Source organism: Streptococcus devriesei DSM 19639 (assembly GCF_000423725.1).
Taxonomy (GTDB): Bacteria; Bacillota; Bacilli; order Lactobacillales; family Streptococcaceae; genus Streptococcus; species Streptococcus devriesei.
In genome coordinates this window covers 223,765-240,993 of sequence record NZ_AUIN01000012.1, presented here as the reverse complement: position 1 = coordinate 240,993, position 17,229 = coordinate 223,765, and the positions used below count along the sequence as shown (strand labels likewise).

General features: G+C 41.4%; 13 protein-coding genes and 4 pseudogenes. 9 read left to right on the top strand and 8 right to left on the bottom strand.

Annotated elements, in window-relative coordinates:
* Together G573_RS11490 and G573_RS0102645 are read right to left on the bottom strand one after the other, a co-directional pair.
* Nucleotides 1–193 (bottom strand): annotated as a pseudogene (locus G573_RS11490) (ISL3 family transposase); the annotation flags it as partial.
* Nucleotides 194–325: 132 nt separating this feature from the next.
* Entirely contained in the window at nucleotides 326–745 is a 420-nt protein-coding gene (locus G573_RS0102645; protein ID WP_027975261.1) for an RNA polymerase sigma factor, read from the bottom strand.
* Nucleotides 746–953: 208 nt separating this feature from the next.
* Here G573_RS0102645 and G573_RS10875 point away from each other — a divergent pair, with 208 nt between their 5' ends.
* The 4 genes and pseudogenes from G573_RS10875 (at nucleotide 954) to G573_RS0102625 (ending at nucleotide 4,024) form a co-directional block, all read left to right on the top strand.
* Entirely contained in the window at nucleotides 954–2,174 is a 1,221-nt protein-coding gene (locus G573_RS10875; RefSeq protein WP_342664466.1) for a type IIL restriction-modification enzyme MmeI, read from the top strand.
* Between the two features lie 77 nt (nucleotides 2,175–2,251).
* Nucleotides 2,252–2,989 (top strand): class I SAM-dependent methyltransferase, encoded by a 738-nt coding sequence (locus G573_RS0102635; protein ID WP_027975260.1) that lies wholly within the window; start codon nucleotides 2,252–2,254, stop codon nucleotides 2,987–2,989.
* A 220-nt stretch (nucleotides 2,990–3,209) separates the two neighbouring features.
* Nucleotides 3,210–3,614, top strand: a pseudogene (locus G573_RS0102630) (type IIL restriction-modification enzyme MmeI); the annotation flags it as partial.
* Between the two features lie 23 nt (nucleotides 3,615–3,637).
* The gene (locus tag G573_RS0102625) at nucleotides 3,638–4,024 is read left to right on the top strand and encodes a hypothetical protein (RefSeq protein ID WP_027975258.1); all 387 of its coding nucleotides are present in this window, start codon (nucleotides 3,638–3,640) and stop codon (nucleotides 4,022–4,024) included.
* Between the two features lie 76 nt (nucleotides 4,025–4,100).
* Here the strand turns inward: G573_RS0102625 and G573_RS11230 are convergent.
* From G573_RS11230 to G573_RS0102610, 4 genes and pseudogenes are all read right to left on the bottom strand, one after another.
* Nucleotides 4,101–5,543 (bottom strand): annotated as a pseudogene (locus tag G573_RS11230) (IS1182 family transposase).
* 263 nt (nucleotides 5,544–5,806) lie between these two features.
* Entirely contained in the window at nucleotides 5,807–5,956 is a 150-nt protein-coding gene (gene rpmG, locus G573_RS10865; RefSeq protein WP_001265622.1) for a 50S ribosomal protein L33, read from the bottom strand.
* 15 nt (nucleotides 5,957–5,971) lie between these two features.
* Nucleotides 5,972–6,154 (bottom strand): 50S ribosomal protein L32, encoded by a 183-nt coding sequence (rpmF, locus tag G573_RS0102615; RefSeq protein WP_027975257.1) that lies wholly within the window; start codon nucleotides 6,152–6,154, stop codon nucleotides 5,972–5,974.
* A gap of 129 nt (nucleotides 6,155–6,283) precedes the next feature.
* Nucleotides 6,284–8,131 (bottom strand): APC family permease, encoded by a 1,848-nt coding sequence (locus G573_RS0102610; protein WP_027975256.1) that lies wholly within the window; start codon nucleotides 8,129–8,131, stop codon nucleotides 6,284–6,286.
* Between the two features lie 487 nt (nucleotides 8,132–8,618).
* Between G573_RS0102610 and hisS the strand changes: the two genes are divergently transcribed.
* The gene (gene hisS, locus G573_RS0102600; RefSeq protein WP_027975255.1) at nucleotides 8,619–9,896 is read left to right on the top strand and encodes a histidine--tRNA ligase; all 1,278 of its coding nucleotides are present in this window, start codon (nucleotides 8,619–8,621) and stop codon (nucleotides 9,894–9,896) included.
* Between the two features lie 273 nt (nucleotides 9,897–10,169).
* Here the strand turns inward: hisS and G573_RS10860 are convergent.
* Nucleotides 10,170–11,041: pseudogene (locus G573_RS10860) on the bottom strand (helix-turn-helix transcriptional regulator).
* A 397-nt stretch (nucleotides 11,042–11,438) separates the two neighbouring features.
* Here G573_RS10860 and aspS point away from each other — a divergent pair.
* The 4 genes from aspS (at nucleotide 11,439) to G573_RS0102570 (ending at nucleotide 14,927) form a co-directional block, all read left to right on the top strand.
* A complete protein-coding gene (aspS, locus tag G573_RS0102585) occupies nucleotides 11,439–13,193 on the top strand; it encodes an aspartate--tRNA ligase (RefSeq protein ID WP_027975254.1) in 1,755 nt (584 codons plus the stop codon).
* Nucleotides 13,193–14,131, top strand: coding sequence for a YitT family protein (locus G573_RS0102580; protein ID WP_027975253.1), 939 nt, complete (start codon nucleotides 13,193–13,195; stop codon nucleotides 14,129–14,131). Before aspS ends, G573_RS0102580 begins: the two co-directional genes overlap by 1 nt.
* Before the next feature lie 168 nt (nucleotides 14,132–14,299).
* Nucleotides 14,300–14,527: a hypothetical protein gene (locus tag G573_RS0102575; protein WP_027975252.1), complete on the top strand. Its 228-nt coding sequence runs from the start codon at nucleotides 14,300–14,302 to the stop codon at nucleotides 14,525–14,527.
* 43 nt (nucleotides 14,528–14,570) lie between these two features.
* Nucleotides 14,571–14,927, top strand: a complete 357-nt coding sequence (locus G573_RS0102570) for a hypothetical protein (protein ID WP_027975251.1) — start codon at nucleotides 14,571–14,573, stop codon at nucleotides 14,925–14,927.
* Nucleotides 14,928–15,443: 516 nt separating this feature from the next.
* On the opposite strand, the gene argS is transcribed toward G573_RS0102570, so the two are convergent.
* Nucleotides 15,444–17,135: an arginine--tRNA ligase gene (gene argS, locus G573_RS0102565; protein WP_027975250.1), complete on the bottom strand. Its 1,692-nt coding sequence runs from the start codon at nucleotides 17,133–17,135 to the stop codon at nucleotides 15,444–15,446.
* Nucleotides 17,136–17,229 lie beyond the last annotated feature (94 nt).

The following is a 17,229-nucleotide window of genomic DNA, read 5'->3' as shown; positions in this document are numbered from 1 at the left end:
CAAGGAGAGGAATTTTAGAAGGTCTCTGCCAGTCGTATTTGATCATTTTGCCTTGGCAATGAGGGCAAGAAGGAGCGGGATAATCAAGGGTGGCTTGCACCTCAATGTGAGATTGGTGCTGAGAAGCCAAGATTATTTTGATGTGTGGGTCTTTTATTCCGAGTAATTCTGTGGTATTCTTAAGGTGTCTCATAAGTTACTTTCTAATGATGGTTTAGGCGCTTTTCATTATAAGTCTTATGAGGCTTTTTGTGTATTCAAAAAGCTCTACAATATCCAAAGTGGCGTTACCCACTACAGATATTATAGAGCCTTTTTTGCTCCATTAAAAGAAATCAGTTAATTCTTGCTGAAGCCATTCAACTGCTTTTTCATATCTACGTTTGACGGTTTTATCTGACAATAAAACTTCTTTAGAGATTTGACGAAATGATTCCATTTCAATGGCACGTAGCTCAAAAATACGTTGGTCAATTTTGTCTAGTGTAGCTAGGAGCTTATCAATAGCTTCTATTAGTTCAGCTCTTGCTAGTATATTTACAGCATCATCATAATCCACTAGCTCTATATCTGCGAGTGTTGACTTTTCACTAACTTGAAACTCAATGCTTCCCAGTTGATAGTATCTATCTTTTCTTAAGCTGTTTTCAAATGGTTGGTCAAGTAAGTGAAGCACTTCTTCCCAGTTTCCTTGTGCGACTGCTTGTTGAATCTTTTGTTCACGACGTTCAGAAACTCTGTTCATAGATACGTCCCTCCGTTTTTAAATTTGAATAAAAAGTTATTCAAAAATGGAGAGGGGTTCTGGGGCAGAGCCCCAAGAGTTGAAATTGCGTATGCAATTTCAACAAGAAAATTGAACAAAATAAAAAGACAAAGTATTCACTTTGCCTTTTAATGTGGAATCAGGGTGGTATAATAGTAAATAAGTATTAGTATGGTTGAGGAGTATTATGAACGCTAGAGAACAGAAAAAACAAGCTAAAGATTTTATTGAGCGTTGGAGGGGGAGAGGAAATGAGCGACAAGATAGTCAGTCATTTTGGCTAGACCTATTAGGCTCTGTTTTTGGTATAGAGAATCCTAGTACCTATATCACATTTGAAGATAAGGTCATGCTTGACCATACTAGCTTTATTGATGGGTATATCGAAAAGACTAAGGTTTTGATTGAGCAAAAAGGAGCCAACAAAGATTTAAATAAGGCTATTAAACAATCAGATGGTTCTTTTTTGACACCGTTTCAGCAGGCTAAACGTTACTCAGCTAATTTACCTTATTCTAAGCGTCCTCGCTGGATTGTGACCAGCAATTTCAAAGAGTTCTATATTTATGACATGGAACAGCCAAATGCTGAAGCGACAGTCATTAAATTAGAAGACCTTTCAGAAGAAAGTTACCGTCTAGAGTTTCTAATCGATAAAACCAATGAACACCTTGAGCGTGAAATGCAGATTTCTATGCAAGCAGGTGAAATCGTTGGGGAAATCTATGAGGGACTTCTCAAGCAGTATAAAGACCCTGAAAATCCAGAGAGTCTTCATGCGATTAACCAGTTGATTGTTCGCTTGGTATTCTGTTTCTATGCCGAGGATTCTGGGCTATTCGGTCATAAGCTAGCATTCCATGACTACCTAGCTCAGTTTCCACCTCAGTTTTTCAGAACAGCTTTAATCCAGTTATTTGACGTCCTTGATACCCCTATTTCTGAGCGTGATTCTTATCTTGAAGAAACTCTTGCTAGCTTCCCATATGTCAACGGAGGGATGTTCTCTGAAAAGGGTATTGAAATTCCTAACTTTACGGAAGACCTTCGTGAGCTTATCCCAGAGCATGCAAGTTCACAATTTGACTGGTCAGATATTAGCCCAACTATCTTTGGGGCAGTTTTTGAAAGCACTTTGAACCCAGAAACACGTCACTCTGGAGGGATGCACTATACTTCTATAGAAAATATCCATAAAGTGATTGACCCACTTTTCTTAGATGATTTAAAGGATGAGCTCAATGTTATCAAAGCCTTCAAGCAGAAGGCGAAACAGTTCCAGTCTAAACTCGCAGGGTTAACTTTCTTTGACCCTGCGTGTGGGTTTCGTGTCATAATAATGACACAGGCAAATAGTCAAGTAAATACAAGGGCTTTAAAGCTTCTACCAAAGTTAAAAAATGAATAGTTGATGTGCTGTTTAGAGCGGTTATTACAAAAATAAATGTTGTAAACAGTACATCAGCATAAAGGGAGGCGATAAAAATGGCACAGCAGAATATATATAACAATGAAGTGTTTTTTGAGGGATACAAAAAAATTAGAGATAATAAAATAAATGCAAATAATCTATTTGAGATACCTGCATTATTTTCTATGATGCCTGATTTAAAAGATAAAAAAGTATTAGATTTAGGATGTGGTTTTGGAGAACATTGTAAAAGATTTATTGATTGTGGGGCAAAAAAGGTAGTAGGGATTGATATATCTGAAAAAATGTTAGATATTGCCGGAAATGAGAATAGTGATCCTAATATAGTTTATATCAACATGCCCATGGAAAAAATTGTAGAATTAAATGAAAAATTTGATGTTGTAGTTAGTTCATTGGCATTACATTATGTAGAGGATTTCGAAGAGCTTGTTAATGACATTTATAATATTCTTTATACAGAAGGCGTATTCATATTTTCTCAAGAAAACCCATTATGCACATGCCATTCTGGTGGAAATAGATGGACAAGAGACGAGAAAGGTAACAAGATACATCTTAATCTTGCAGATTATGGAATAGAGGGAGAACGAGAGTCAGTTTGGTTTGTTGATAATGTAAAGAAATACCATAGAACTTTTTCCACAATTATAAACACATTAATAAATGCAGGATTTACAATAGAAAAAATGATTGAGCCATTACCAACGGATAAAATACTGGAACAATATCCGGATTACAAAGATTTATTGCATAAGCCAGACTTTTTATTGCTAAAGGTGAGGAAATAAAAATTTTAGTTTTACAAAAATAAATGTTGTAAATAGTACATCAGCATAAAGGGAAGGATAGAATAAAGATGCAGAAAGATTGTTGTTTTCAAAGTAAAAATAAAAGATTCAGGTATAGAGCTGCAGCAATTATTGTTGAAAATGACAGTGTTCCATTTGCCGGAAATGAAATAAATGACTATTACTATTCGATTGGCGGAGGAGTTCATACCAACTATATATTCTCCCGAATGCCTCTCTATACCATTTTGGCATCCTAACTTCAAACGTCCACATGGCTTGGATGCGGACAGTAGCAGGTCGTCTCAAATCAGATTATCGATATACTCCCGCAGTGTATATAAACTTTCCTTGGTTGAATTTATCAGATAAAGAGAGATTAGTTATTGAAAAGACAGCTCAGGGAATTTTGGATGCCAGAGCTCAATTTCCACATAATAGCCTAGCTGACCTCTATGATGATGTTGCCATGCCACCAGAACTTCGTAAGGCTCATCAAGCTAACGATAAAGCTGTCATGCAAGCTTACGGAATGACTAAAGAAGTTGACGGCAAGAAAACATGGCTAACCGAAAGTGAGACTGTAGCTAGGTTATTTGAGATGTATGAAGCTCTAGTTAAATAATAGGCATAATTTGGAGGAATATAATGTTTTCATATCAAACATTTTTAGAGGAAAAAGGTGGGGTCTTGTCATTTGAACAATGTCAGGAATATCATCAAAAGATATTAGACGGCATGAAAAAGGGAGATGCTGAGTTTGAACAGTACTGGGTAGACTTTGTAAAGAATGCTATTGAATATACGCAAATTCGCTCCAAGTGGTATCTGATTAGCCGTGAAGAGCGACAAGCTACTGATGGCAGTCGTACTAATAAGCATAATCAAGTGATAATGGCTTTGAAATTGGTTGTACGCTATCTAGCAAGTGAAGGAGTAGATAGCTCTTGGTTTGACGAAATAGAGTCAGACCGTAAGAAAATTGGAGATTTCGCCAATTATATTACTTATATTTATGCCGTTAATGGTCGTTAAGCAAGTTTTTATGACTTGCTTTTTTTGTTTTGGTAGTGACGGAAGTAACAAAAAAAGCCTGACAATGCTGTCAGGCTCAGACCGAAGACAAACTTCTTTTTGGAGGTTTGTCTTTTTTGGTGTCTCTTATCTTTGAGATGAAAAATGGATAAGAAAGCTGAAGCTGTCCAAAATAAAAAGGCCTTCCTGCCATCATTTTTACTAGCTTTTTGAGATTTAAACACGCTAAAATCAGCCCAACCTTGTCTTCCATTTTGGACTTGCCAATCTCTCTCGTATATCTGAGATTGTGATATTCTTTAGCTGTCCCAAAGAGGCGTTCAATGGTCTCTTTTCGATGTTGGTAGCGTTCCCTCATCCCTCTTTGATAGCGAATGTCCTCACAAATCTCCATATCCTCTTTCCAAAGATGTCTCGTGACGACTTTTTGATGCTTCTGACTCTCTGTACAACTCCCTAATAAAGGACAAGTGGCACAAATCTTGGCCTTACTCTTATACTCCCGATAGCCCTCACGAGTCGTTGTACAATACTCTAACGTCTGATTTTCGGGGCAAAGATAACAATCATAATACTCATCGTAAACAAAATCCTTAGGCTGTAACATCCCTTTCTTTCCTTTCGGTCTGGTGTAAGGAAAAACAGGAGTGATGTTTTTATCCAGCAAGAATTTTGCGATAGAAGGGGTTTTATAACCTGAATCAGCGATAAGGAAGTAAGGACTGAAGGGCTCAAGTTAGGCAAACAGGGCAGGAAAAGCTTGGCTGTCATGGACATTCCCTGCTTCTGCACTATAAGCTAAGGCCCAGCCATGTTTGTCGCAGGCAACCTGAACATTATAGGCAAAAACTTCTTTATGCTCACCTTTATGAAACCAACCGCTCTCCGGGTCAGTCGTTGAGATTTTCTTTTCTTTAGCCTCGCTTTTTGTGGCGGGCTTTAGCGACTTTTTTGCGTGTTTTTTCCTGTCCAAATCAATCTCAAGTTCCAGCTGGTCACTCATAAATTTAGCCTGTTGTTTCACCATTTCCGTGCGATACTTGTGATTATTAGCAGCGGCTTTGACGTGAGTGCCGTCCACGAAAATCTCATTGGGGTCAATCAAACCAGCCACCAGGGCTTGATTCAGCACCTGATTAAAAATTTCAGAAATGACCTGTTTGTCTTGGAAACGCCGACTGTAATTCTTACCATAGGTCGTAAAATGAGGCACCTTATCGTCCAAAGTCAACCCCAGAAACCAACGGTAAGCATTATTGACTTCAATTTCTTTAATGGTCTGACGCATGGAGCGAATACCATAGAAACATTGAATGAGAGGGATTTTGATGAGCATCACAGGGTCTAAACTCGGACGCCCATTATCACAAGAGTAAGTCTCCTCAACTAAGTCATAGATGAAGTCAAAATCAATCACAGTCTCAATCTTACGTAGAAAGTGATCCTCAGGAACAAGCTGGTCAAGCGTATAGAATCCGTACTGATGGCGGTTATAGTCTGGCTTTTCTTTGTGAAACATGGCCTTACCTCACAAACCGTTTTCTTTTAGTATACTCCTAAACAGAGCAAAAAGCTCTTAGAAATTCAATTCTAAGAGCTTTGTCTTCAGTCTGAGCCTGACAATGCTGTCAGGCTCAGGGTTATCCGAATATATCTTATTTCAAAAAAGGTAGTGAAAAAGGTAGTGATTCGGTTGATTTGTATTGCGACGTAGTGAAATTTGAAAAATCAAGAATCGCATAAAATCAAGTTTTTCAACGTCTATTGACGTGTATTGAATCCCTATTTCACCTCAGTAAACACGACGTGTTTACGTAATTTTGGTGAGTATTTTTTCAATTGCAGACGGTCTGGAGTGTTACGTTTGTTTTTTGAAGTAAGGTACAAGCGTTCACCAGATTCTTTGTGTTCAAGTGTAATATTTACGCGCATGGTATCTCCCTTCTGTTATTCCGCAGCGTTAGCTTTAGCGATTTTACGTCCTTTGTAGTATCCTTTGAGAGATACACGGTGAGAACGTGAGTAATCTCCGGTAGTTTCGTCAAATTTCACAGTTGGAGCTGTCAAATTGTAGTGTGTGCGGCGTTTGTTTTTCTTCGCTTTTGATGTGCGACGTGCAGGTACTGCCATTTTTTCATTCCTCCATAAGATATAAAGGGCTCTTTAGCCCGTATTCATTTTTTGGGTTAATATGACTTTCGTCAACTTTAACAGTATATCAAAAGATTTTTGTAAAGTAAAGTTACTTGACAGATTTTTTTATTTTTTGAGATGGAAGGAGTAGCTGGAAATAATGATGTCTTGGTTCCATCTTAGATAATATTTGAGACGAAGATTCATCTGGTTATGCAAGAAGGACTGCCAACGTTTACGCGGAACAAATTGTGGAATTAAAACCGTTAGGGTACTGTTAGCGGCTTTTGCTTTCCGACTCATATCATTAACATAATTGACTGTTGGTTTGATGATGTCACGGTAATCTGAGTACACATTGACAAAGGTGATATCCGGGAAAAAGTGTTTAAAGTCTTCTTCAACTTCAGAATCTTTGGAAATGGTTTCTGCTGTGGAAACATGCAGAGCAATGACATCTTTACTGAGAGAACGAGCGTAATTGACAGCACCGATGGTAGCCTGAGTCATATTGCCGACAAGCACGAGGACTTTATTGCCGGTATAGCAGACTGTTTTCTCATCTTCTCTAATGCGTAGCTGTTCTGCCACATTGTTGTAGTGGCGTTTTATTTTTTGAAACAGGAAAATCAAAATAGCAATGATAGGGAAGAAAGGCCAAATATCATGCAGGCGGAAAATGAGGAGGATTAGTATAATGCCATAACAGATGACTGCCCCAAGGATATTTGCCCAAGCTTGTTTTAGAAAGTCTTTTCCCATAAGCTGTTTCCAATAAACAACCATCCCTGTTTGTGCAAGGGCGAAGGGGATAAAGACCCCGACGGTATACAGCGGAATGAGGCGTTCAGTGGAGCCGTTGAAGATAAAAAGCAGACAGATGGCGCCGAAAGCCAAAGTCAAAATCCCATTAGAGTACCCTAGCCGGGCTCCCTTTTCTAAATAGAGATGGGGCATGTATTTGTTTTTAGCCATATTATAGGACAGGATTGGGAAAGCTGAAAAACCCGTATTGGCGGCAACTGCTAAGATCAAGGCTGTTGCAATTTGGAAGATGTAAAAGAGGGCCTGTCCGATAAGGCTGTGCCCAAAAACCTTTTGCGCTATTTGGGCCAAGATAGTCACGCTGTGATTTGGAATTATTCCCAGCCAATAGTTGAGAAAGGTGATGCCGATAAACATGAAACCAAGAATAGCAGACATCATCACTAACGTTTTAACGGCGTTTTTAGCTTTTGGTTTTTTGAAAAAAGGAACAGCATTTGAAATGGCTTCAACTCCAGTCAGAGATGCGGAACCGCTGGTAAAAGCGCGCAGCAGCAGTACCAAGGTTAAACCTGATATCGGCCGGCCAATCTCAGCTGTTGCAGCATAATGAAGATTTCCTGTAAAGATTTGAAAAAGTCCAAAAACCAATAAAAAGAGCGTTGACGCAATAAAAAGGTAAACAGGGACGAAGAGAGCGCTCGCTGATTCACGCAGACCGCGTAAATTCATAATCATTAAAATCAAGACCAAGACAATGGAAATCTCAAGATTAATACTTTTAAGAGCGGGGAAGGCAGACGTGATAGCATCCGCCCCGGATGAGACTGATACGGCAACGGTCAGCATATAATCAATCAAGAGACTGCCGCCTGCCAGAAGTCCCATGGAAGAGGACAGATTATCGGATGATACCATGTAAGCTCCGCCACCGTTTGGATAGGCATGGATAACTTGACTGTAAGAAATTGTTAAACTAATCAATAAGATGATAACCCCGAGACCGATTGGCAAAGACCACCAAATAGCTCCAGCTGATAAGGCTGTCAAAACCAGAATAACTTGTTCGGGTCCGTAGGCGATAGATGACAGGGCATCACTTGACAGCATGGCCAGTGCTTGAGATTTTGACAGTGAGTGACTGTCTCCTTCTTCTGGTTCAGATTTTAAGGGCTTCCCTAGTAGGAAAGTTTTTAAGGTATTAAACACTTTTTTTCTCCTAAAAATTTATTGACAAGGCATTATAGCTCTATTTTTCAGGAAAATCAATACTTTGCCTCATTTTTTATGAAAACGTCATTAAAACAGATAAGCAGCAGGACGGTCTTTGATGTTGAAGGCGGTAAAAATGATGGTAAAAAATGGTTCTGCACGAAGGTCTGAGGTCATGAAAATACTATCTAAAACAGTTGTTGGTGGCAGTTCTTTTACTTGCGGTGTTATTTGAAGTTCGATTATTTTGGATAGTCGAGATGGCAAGGTCGTTCATTCCTTTAGCAGTTTTTGAGATTAGGACTGCTTTGTGCTCTGTTTTATGATAAAATAGAGAGGATTACGAGAAAAGAGAAAGGAAGATGAGAGCATGCAGTTTGTGTCCGGCTTGAACACAGACTAAAAATGTTGGGGAAAGAACTGTCCAGTGTGCTGCTGTACTGCGATGATTTTCTATTTTATGAATGCTCTTCTGTATCTTAATATGAAACTGCAAAAACCAAAGGGAACACAGGATATTTTACCGACAGCGTCTGCCAAATGGCAGTATGTGGAAAATCTGGCGCGTGAGACCTTTAAAAAATACCACTACGGTGAGATTAGGACGCCGATATTTGAACACTATGAAGTCATCAGCCGTTCGGTCGGCGATACGACAGACATTGTCACCAAGGAAATGTATGATTTTTATGACAAGGGAGACCGCCATATTACGCTTCGTCCGGAAGGGACAGCACCGGTTGTGCGCTCTTATGTGGAGAATAAATTTTTTGCACCGGAAGTGCAAAAGCCGGTCAAAGTTTTCTATATCGGTTCCATGTTTCGCTACGAGCGGCCTCAGGCGGGGCGCCTGCGGGAGTTTCATCAGATTGGTGTAGAATGTTTTGGATCCAGCAATCCGGCGACTGATGTTGAAACGATTGCCATGGCCTATCAGCTGTTTGCTGAGCTTGGCATTAAAGATGTTGTTCTGCACCTCAACAGCCTGGGAAATACCGAAAGCCGCATGGCTTATCGCCAAGCCTTGATTGATTATCTGACGCCGATGCGGGAGAGCTTGTCCAAGGACAGCCAGCGCCGTTTAGATGAAAATCCGCTGCGTGTGCTGGATTCTAAGGAAAAAGAGGATAAAGCGGCGGTGGAAAATGCACCTTCCATTCTTGACTATCTGGATGAGGAATCACAGGAGCATTTTGCAGCAGTGCGTGAAATGCTTGAAGCACTTGATATTCCTTATGTCATCGATACCAACATGGTACGCGGACTGGATTATTATAACCATACGATTTTTGAATTTATCACGACGGTTGATCAATCTGAATTGACTATCTGTGCGGGCGGCCGCTATGATGGTCTGGTAGAGTATTTCGGCGGACCGCAAACAGCTGGTTTCGGCTTTGGACTGGGTCTTGAGCGTCTGCTGTTGGTTCTTGAAAAGCAAGGCATTGAGCTGCCGCTTGATGACAGCTTAGATGTCTATGTCGCTGTTCTTGGCAGCAGTGTTAACAGTAAGGCCTTAGAACTTGTTCAAGCAATTCGCAGACAGGGCTTTGCTGCGGAGCGTGATTATCTCGGCCGTAAAATTAAGGCTCAGTTCAAGTCGGCAGATGCCTTTAAAGCTAAAACCGTGATTACTCTTGGCGAAAGTGAAGTTGAAGCCGGTCAGGTCACCATCAAAAATAATCAGACACGCGAAGAGATGACGGTAAGTTTTGATGCCCTTATCAATGATTTTGCCTCTGTTTTTGCTAAAGTGAACTAACTACAAACGGGAGTGGGAAAGAACCCAAAAATTGAAAATTTTGGTTCTCACCACTCCCTAGTTTCAAGGTGGTGACCTGAAACGGTCTCTCCCCAGACCGTTTCACTCCCACCCCCGCACAGTTGGCTAGGTTTTCCGCTTTGACCTTGTGGCAAAAGGAAAGCCAGCCACTGCGTCAAACCGCTATATCTTAAATAATTAAAAGAGGAAGGACTTTTGTCCCAGCCTCATCTTTTGCTGTGTTTCAGACTTTGTCTGCTGCCTTTTTATCTATTATCTGGCAATGACAAGTTCGCTTCTCAATCCATTTAGCTCGATATAATTTTCAGCCTCTTCAGCAGAGAAATTCTCTGTCTGCTTGCCATTTCCTCGAAAGTCATCCGTGTCGCTATTCCTTTTTTAACGGCTTGGAAAGGATAATCAGCAGGCACTTGGATTGTTGATGTGGATGAAATTTGATTGAGGGCAATACCGCCTTTGTGAGCAAGGACAGTCACCATCATATCCAGATTGCTGTTGAGCTCTATTTCGCCCTGGCCGCCGTCAATAGTCACTTCTGACACTTTGCCGTCCAGCTCAAAACTGTCATTGGCGATATGACTTAGTTTTAGTTGCTTGCAGTTGACTTCCAATTCAACTTTGCCCAGATATTTTTGCGGCAGATAAAGGAAGATAGTCAGTTCGTCTTTGAGGACAGCTTCTGTCAGTTTCCCTGATTTATGGATATCTAAGTCAATTTTATTGCGGACATCATCGATTTTCAGCTTGAGCTCTTCGGCCACTGTTTTTAAGGTATTGCTGGCTAGGCGGATCTTAATTTTTTCACTGTTAACAGCCTTGACAATGACCTGCTTGGCGCCGCCAAGCTTGATGTCAAAGTGTTTCAGTCTGTCAATGTCGTATTCTGTACTGCTGTTGTAGATAAAATCTGTTTGAGCTTTTGCCATCTTTTCATCCAGTAATAAATCATCCAGAGAAACTTGAAAGAGCTCAGAAATAGCGATTAAATTGGAAATATCAGGAACCCCTGTTCCGGTCTCCCATTTGGTGACAGCCTGTCTGGACACGCCGATAAGCTCTGCCATTTTTTCTTGAGACAGACCAGCCTGTTTACGGTAGTGTTTTAGTTTTTCTTCAAAAGTCATGTTTTTTACTCCTCAACTATTTATCATTATCCTTGCAGATGGTCTTTAGTTTAGCCAAAAACAGCTAGCAAAACAAGTTACTAAGATTGTCATTTTGGATTTTTTGGCTACTTTTCGTAGCATTTGGCTGTATTAAGCTGCAGCAGCAGGTGGTTTTTGAGTTAATATGGTTATTATAAACTATTTTTTGGCATTTAATCTAGAAGGTTCAAAACTCTTCCTAAATGGGGTGGGGTTTTTATGTTCTTTGTGCTAAAATAGATGAGGAATATATAAAATCAATTGCTATAGATGAAAGGAATGGAACTCGGACAGAAAGGCGAGATTTTCAAGGCTTCATTTTACTAAGAAAGTCTGGAAAGCAGCTATTTTTTCTGTTCGCTCTTGGTGTTTAATGATGAAACGTTCAATGTATGCAGGAGCCGTGCGCTCAGAACATGTTGGCCAAAAATTGACCTTAAAAGGCTGGGTCGGACGCCGGCGGGATCTTGGAGGTCTTATTTTTATTGATTTGCGTGACCGCGAAGGCATCATGCAGCTGGTCATCAATCCTGAACAAGCCGCAAAAGAGGTTGTCGAAGCGGCAGAGGCTCTGCGCAGCGAATATGTTATTGAGGCAACCGGTCTTGTTGTTGAGCGTGCTCAGGCCAACGATAAATTGCCGACCGGTCAGGTTGAACTGCAGGTTGAAGCTTTGGAGATCTTAAACCGTTCCAAGACAACACCTTTTGAAATCAAGGATGGTGTGGAAGCTGCTGATGAAACGCGCCTGCGCTATCGTTACCTTGACCTGCGCCGCCCTGAGATGTTAGAAAACTTTAAACTGCGTGCCAAAGTGACGCACTCAATTCGCAATTACCTTGATGGGCTGGAATTTATAGATGTTGAAACACCGATGCTGGCTAAGTCAACGCCGGAAGGGGCGCGTGATTACTTGGTGCCAAGCCGTATCAGCCGAGGTCATTTCTATGCCCTTCCTCAAAGCCCGCAGATTACTAAGCAGCTTTTAATGAATGCTGGTTTTGACCGTTATTATCAGATTGTTAAGTGCTTCCGTGATGAGGATCTGCGGGGGGATCGCCAGCCTGAATTTACACAGGTGGATTTAGAAACTTCATTTCTGACAGATCAGGAAATTCAAGACATCACAGAAGGCATGCTTGCCAAAGTAATGAAAGATACGAAAGGTTTTGATGTGACTCTTCCTTTCCCACGCATGACTTATGATGATGCCATGAATCATTATGGTTCTGATAAGCCGGATACTCGCTTTGACATGCTTTTGCAGGACGTGACAGAGCTTGTCAAGGGAATTGACTTTAAAGTCTTCTCAGAAGCCCCGGCTGTTAAAGCTCTTGTCGCTAAAAATGCTGCTGATAAGTATTCGCGAAAAGCCATTGATAAGTTGACAGACTTTGTCAAGCCATTTGGTGCCAAAGGTTTGGCTTGGATCAAGTACAGCAAGGGAGAAGCTGCGGGTCCCATCGCTAAATTCCTCTTGCCAATTGCTGATAGGTTGACAGAACGTTTACAGCTGGAAGAAAATGATTTAGTTCTTTTTGTAGCAGACAGCTTGGATGTGGCAAATAATGCCCTGGGAGCACTGCGCAATCACTTGGGCAAAGAGCTGGGTCTCATTGATCCATCTAAGTTTAATTTTCTCTGGGTAGTTGACTGGCCCATGTTTGAATGGTCAGAAGAAGAGGGCCGCTATACCAGTGCCCACCACCCTTTCACACTGCCGCAAGAGAATACAGCTCAGGAACTGGAAGGAGATCTGAGCAAGGTTCGAGCCGTTGCCTATGATATTGTACTCAACGGTTATGAGCTTGGCGGCGGAAGTCTGCGTATTAATCAAAGAGAATTGCAGGAACGCATGTTCAAAGCTCTGGGTTTTACAAAAGACAATGCCCAAGAACAATTTGGCTTTTTGCTTGAAGCCATGGATTATGGTTTTCCACCGCATGGCGGGCTGGCTCTTGGCCTTGACCGCTTAGTCATGCTGCTGGCTGGTAAGGATAATATTCGTGAAGTTATTGCCTTTCCAAAGAACAACAGAGCCTCTGATCCAATGACTCAGGCTCCCAGCCCTGTCTCTGCTCAACAGCTCGATGAGCTTTCCTTAAATGTATTAGACCCTTCTGAAAAATAATGAATAAAAATAAATTCGTCATCGTTTTTAAGCATCGCCTCAAACGGCTGGCCAAGCGCTATCAGCTCATCCATGTTCTCTCGTCTATTTCGCGGGAGAAATATGGTGAGCGGATTTCCGGTTCTATTATTTATGCTTTGCTGTCCTCTATTGCGGTTAATTTTTTCTTTCAGCCGGGGAAAGTCTATGCCAGCGGAGCTACCGGTCTGGCACAGATCGTGTCTGCCTTGTCAGCTGAGTATGCCGGTATCACTGTTCCCGTTTCAGTAACCTTTTACGCTGTTAATATACCGCTCTTGATTATGGCTTGGTACACTATTGGACATAAGTTTACTGTTTTCACCTTTATTACAGTCACTCTGAGCTCGCTGTTTATCCAATTCATTCCTCAGATTACGCTGACACCTGACCCGATGATGAACGCCATCTTTGGCGGCTTGGTCATGGGGGTGGGCATTGGCTTTGCGCTTCGCAACAATGTTTCAAGCGGCGGAACGGATATTATCAGTCTTTTAGTTCGTAAAAAAACAGGGCGCAAGGTTGGAACAGTCTCTTTGGTGGTCAATGTTTTGATTATGGCTGTGGCGGGCATGACCTTCGGCTGGCAGTATGCGCTTTATTCGATGGTTACCATCTTTGTATCCAGCCGAATGACGGATGCTGTTTTCGTTAAGCAAAAGAAAATGCAGGCCATGATTGTTACCGGCAGGCCCAGCCGCGTGATTCGCATGATTCACAAGAAGCTCAATCGCGGCGTGACTATCATTAATGATGCCGAAGGAACCTATAATCATGAACACAAGGCTGTTCTTATCACAATCATCACGCGTGCCGAATTTAATGATTTTAAGGACATCATGAAAAAAACAGACAAGGATGCTTTTGTCTCTGTTGCAGATAACGTCAATATTATCGGCCGTTTTGTTGAAGATGATTAGGCAGAGTAGCTGTCTGCTTTATTTTACAAGAAAATGACGTAACCATTTACTAAAGTTTACATAATTATTAAACTTTTGTTTTTTGGTTTATTTCCTAAAAGAAAAGGCTTACAATGAAGCTGTTAGCTCAATGTTAGCAAAATATAAAAATTAAAGGAGATTGTTGTCATGAATTCTTTAGCTTTTGACCATTTTGAAATGATGGATGCAGACATGCTTGCCAGCATTGAAGGCGGGGTCAATTGGGATCGTGTTTTTGCTGGTGCTACGGTTTATGGTGCTGCAACGATGGCTGTTTGTATGGCTACCGGCCCGATTGGTTGGGGAGCAGCAGCAGCTTACTGGGGTCTTAGTGCAGCATCAGGCGCAATGATTGGCTATGGTCTGGCAACCTAACCGAGGCATTTGTTAAATCAATCTACGTTTTGAGGTGGTTATCGTGAGAAGAAAAAGTTCTTTTATCATTTGTACAGCAATTATCATCATATCAAATATTCTTATGATGACAGTTATTAACAATGGTGAAGAGAGTATGTCAAACCTGTTTGTAATAGCGATTTCATTAGTTTGTTTCCCGGGCTTTCTGTGGGCAATTGATAATGAGATGACTTCTTTTATCAGGATTGAATCTTCTGTACTGCTTCTTCTTGCCGTTCTTTCTGTCATGCGTTTAATCAATAGAATTGACACTTTACCTACTATAGTGAACTCCACGGTGATTATTGTCGCTTTGGGTTTAATAACAGTCCTGTTGGTTGCCGGTATTGTCAGATGGTTAACGAAAAAGAAGAATTGATTGATAAAAATCTTAAACGGTATTGAGGAGTTATTTTGAAATAATTTCTGGCCTGAAGACAAGCTTCATTTGAGGCTTGTCTTTTTTCGAGTTTGTTTCATTTCATAAGCCGGGTGGGCAAAACCGTAAATTTAGTAAGGAAGAACCTGCTGCTAAAAACTTTTTATACATGTATGTCTTTGCAGCTCTGCAAATGTCAATTTGAATGGTACTTATTTGCAAGCCCTAACCGAGACTTTCCACCGTGATAAAAGTGCCTGAAACCTCTGTGCTTCAGGCACTCGGAAGATTTGAGACCTTAGGCTCAAATCTTAGGTATGGAATTCCAACGGAAGTCGCTACCGTCCGTTATCACCTAAGGAAAGTCTCAAAAAAGACTTTGTCTACACTCTGAGCTCTTCATAGAGCTTCTTATTTTTAAGTAGGACAGGCTTTAAAGCCGAATGAACCCCAGTTACTAGCCAGCATGCACGCTGGTGCGAAGGAGCCGGAATCGGCCTTGTTTGCTTGTGTTTTTTACATTTCATCCGGAGCTTCTACACCGAGCAAGCGCAGTGCTTCTTTGAGGACAGTAGCCGTTGCATAGCTGAGCGCTAAGCGGCTGCTGCGCTCTGGACTGTTATCAAGAATGCGTGTATGGGCATAGAATTTATTGAAACTCTGTGCCAAGTTGATGGCGAATTTAGCAATAACAGAAGGTTCGAAATTATCTGCTGCCTTGGCAATGGTGTCCGGGAAGGCCTGAATGAGCTTAATAATCTCCCAGCTTTCAGCATCGTTTAAATGATAGACTGCTTTTTCATCAGGCTGGAAGTCGGCTTTTCTGAGAATGGATTGGATACGGGCATGGGCATACTGGACATAAGGCCCAGTTTCCCCTTCAAAGGAAACCATGGCTTCAAGATCAAAGTCATAGCCGTTGTTGCGGTCTGTTTTCAGGTCGTAAAATTTAATAGCTCCGACACCGACAGCGTGGGCAACCTCTTCCTTGTTTGCCAGATCAGGATTTTTGGCATCAATCTGAGCCAGAGAGCGTTTGACAGCCTCGGCAATGGTCGGCTCAAGCAGGATAACATTGCCTTTGCGGGTTGACAGCTTTTTCCCATTTTTAGTTACCAGTCCAAAGGAAACATGCTCGATGTCTTGTCCCCAAGAGTATCCCATCTCTGTCAGAACAGCCTTTAACTGTCTAAAGTGGGCTGCTTGTTCCTGTCCGACAACATAGAGGGATTTGGCAAAATCATATTCACGTTTGCGGTAGAGAGCGGCAGCCAAGTCACGGGTAATATAAAGCGTAGCCCCGTCCGATTTTTTGATGAGGGCAGGGTGCTCAATGCCGTATTTTTCAAGATTGACAACCTGGGCTCCGTCAGATTCTTCTAACAGCCCTTTTTGCGTTAGTAAATCAACGACTTCATCCATCTTGTCATTGTAAAATGCTTCCCCGTTGTAGCTGTCAAAATTAACACCTAATTCCTTATAAAGACGGTTGAATTCGACCAAACTTTCATCGCGGAACCACTGCCAGAGCTCAAGTGCTTCTTTGTCACCGTTTTCTAATTTGCGGAACCATTCGCGCGCTTCTTCGTCAATTTCCGGCTGCTTTTCGGCCTCAGCGTTGATGCGGACATAAAGTTTTAAAAGCTCGTCAATAGGATGAGCCTTGACAGCTTCTTCATCTCCCCATTTTTTGTAGGCCACAATCAACATGCCGAATTGCTTGCCCCAGTCACCTAGATGATTGATTTTAATGGTCTTATAGCCCAATTTTTGAAAAATATTGGACAGAGCATCTCCGATGACTGTTGAGCGCAGGTGCCCGATCGAAAACGGTTTTGCAATATTGGGGCTGGAGAGGTCTATGGTAATTGAGCGGCCCTGCCCGATTGTTTTTTGAGCATAGCTGCTGCCTTGCTTGATAACATCTTTCAGAACCTGTGCTGAAATTTCTGTTTTGTTGAGAAAGAAGTTGATATAAGGACCGACAGCTTCAACTTTTTCAAAATGACTGACATCAATTTGTTCAGCCAGTGAAGCGGCAATCATTTGCGGTGCTTTGCGCATGGTTTTAGCCAAGCTGAAGGCGGGAAAAGCTACATCTCCCATCTCAGCGTTTTTAGGCTTTTCAAGCAAATCCAAAATGCTGTCAGTATCTAAATCACTAATAACTTTAGTCAGTTCTTCTGCAACTAATTGTTTGTTATCCATTTCTGTCTCCTCAAAAGTAATCATTTTATTTTAACATAAATTACCATGCTTTTGCTGAAAATTGCAAAAAATCTACAATCTTTCCTGTCAGCTG